This window comes from Gilliamella sp. WF3-4, assembly GCF_001690275.1.
GTDB classification, from domain to species: Bacteria; Pseudomonadota; Gammaproteobacteria; order Enterobacterales; family Orbaceae; genus Gilliamella; species Gilliamella apicola_C.
Genome location: NZ_LZGW01000004.1, coordinates 1 through 2,222, shown reverse-complemented (window position 1 = coordinate 2,222; position 2,222 = coordinate 1). Strand labels below are relative to the sequence as shown.

2 protein-coding genes and 1 pseudogene are annotated in these 2,222 nt (G+C 38.0%); 2 read left to right on the top strand and 1 reads right to left on the bottom strand.

Annotated features, from left to right (window positions below):
* Positions 1–619 (top strand): IS3 family transposase (locus A9G47_RS01925; RefSeq protein ID WP_176700636.1); only part of this gene is annotated, 619 nt, incomplete at its 5' end.
* A 39-nt stretch (positions 620–658) separates the two neighbouring features.
* On the opposite strand, the pseudogene A9G47_RS01920 reads toward A9G47_RS01925, so the two are convergent.
* A pseudogene (locus tag A9G47_RS01920) lies at positions 659–1,249 on the bottom strand (IS256 family transposase); the annotation flags it as partial.
* Positions 1,250–1,391: 142 nt separating this feature from the next.
* On the opposite strand from A9G47_RS01920, the gene A9G47_RS01915 reads away from it, so the two are divergent.
* Positions 1,392–2,222: hemagglutinin repeat-containing protein (locus A9G47_RS01915; RefSeq protein WP_141674781.1), on the top strand; the 831-nt coding region annotated here is incomplete at its 3' end.

Below are 2,222 nucleotides of genomic sequence, written 5' to 3'. Positions count from 1 at the left end.
TATCAGAAAGCTCGGCTATCAATGGAATCATAAACGGATATATCGGGTGTATTGTGAATTAAAGCTTAATCTCAGGGTAAAGCGTAAAAAACGCATTCCTCCACGATGCCCAGAAAGGTTATTAGTTCCCAATAAACAAGGTGAATGTTGGTCAATGGATTTTATGAGTGACAGTAGTCGTAATCAACGTCGCTTTAGGACATTCAATGTCATCGATGACTTTAATCGTGAGGCGTTAGGTATTGATATTGCAGTAAGCTTACCCGCAGGAAGGATTACCCGTTACTTAGATAAACTGGCCGAATATCATGGGTATCCATTAAAAATACGGGTCGATAATGGGCCAGAATTTACAGGAAAAACCTTTACCAACTGGGCTAAATTACATGGTATAACCATTGATTATATCCAGCCCGGTAGCCCTTATCAAAATGGCTATATTGAACGATTTAACCGTACCTATCGCACTGAGGTACTCGATTTATATCTATTTAATAATCTAGAACAAGCAAGAAAGGTAACCGAAGAATGGCTAACCATTTATAACACCGAAAGACCGCATGAGGCGTTAAATAACATGACACCGATTGAGTATAAAACACTAAAACAAGCAGCATGATTTTCTACGTGAGTTGTGTACTAAGTTTGGGGTATTTACATTTTCATTAGGAAATCCGCTTTTTGTCTTTGTTAATTTGCTAAATTGTCGATGAATTGACTCAATAGCATTGGTGGTATAAATCACCTTACGAATAGGCTCAGGATAGCGGAAATAAGCCGATAAATTATCCCATTTACGACGCCATGATTGGATGACGATTGGATACTTATCGCCCCATTTTTTCTCAAGTTCATCTAATGCATCAATTGCTGCTTCACGAGAGGCCGCCTTGTAAACAAGTTTCAAATCGCTCATAAATGCTTTGTGATGTTTAGAGGCAACATACTTAATTGAATGGCGGATTTGATGAATAACACAAAGTTGAACCTCTGTTTGTGGGTAAATAGTATTAATCGCTTCAGGAAAGCCAACTAATCCATCGACACAAGCAATTAAAATGTCATTTAATCCTCGGTTTTGTAAATCGGTCAACACCGATAACCAAAAATGAGCCCCTTCGTTTTCAGATAAATACAAGCCTAATACTTCCTTTTTTCCGGCTAAATTAAGTGCAAGTACAGTATAAACAGCCTTGCTGCGATAAACCCCATCTTCTTTTACTTTATAATGAATTGCATCCATCCAAACAAACACCATTAGAATTTATGAGCCGAATCTAACTTTACCTGATAATAGCTTATGGATAATCAACAAAGAGACTGACAAAAATTATATTGTCGAAAGCGATCCGCGTTTTACTCAACGCAAAAAATGGCTCAGCTCTGATTACATGTTAAGCCGTTTAAATGCCGACCCGAATGCGATACAAAAACGATTAGGTGATGGTTATTACGAACAGCAATTAATACGAGAGCAAATTATTGGCTTAACAGGCAACCGCTATTTACATGGTTACCGTTCTGATTTAGAGCAGTATCAAGCTTTGATGGATGCGGGAATTAGTTTTGCTAATGCCTATGGTATTGTTCCCGGCGTTGAATTATCAGACGAACAAATGCGCGCACTAACCACTGATATCGTTTTATTAGTGAAAAAGACCATCACGGTAGGTGGTCAAACGCAAGAGGTATTAGTGCCACAAGTTTACGTAGTTAACCGTCCTCAGTTGGGAACTGATGGGGCATTAATCTCAGGCGAGAACGTGTTTGTTAAAGGGGATGAACTTAATAGTAATGGCTTAATTAAAGCCAAAAATGACATACTATTAGATGGGCATAATGTCACCAATAAAGGCACTATTTATGGTGGTAGAGTATCTATCAATGCGGAAAACGACATCACCAATTACGGCAAATTAGTGGGGGATAAACTAGTTTATTTGTCGGCAGATAATGATATCAACCTATTATCAAGTACACGCACACAGACTCGGGGGCGAAATTTAACTACCAATATAGACCAAACAAGTATTATTCAGGTAAATGATGGCAATGTTGTGATTGATGCGGGTCATGATATCAATACTAAAGCGGGATGGATTATTAATAATGGTGAAAGCGGTAATACTTGGTTACAAGCGGGTCACGATATTAAATTTAATACCGCAGATATTGAAGAGAAATTAGATTTTAGGGTCAAAAAAGACTACCGAAAAACGGAT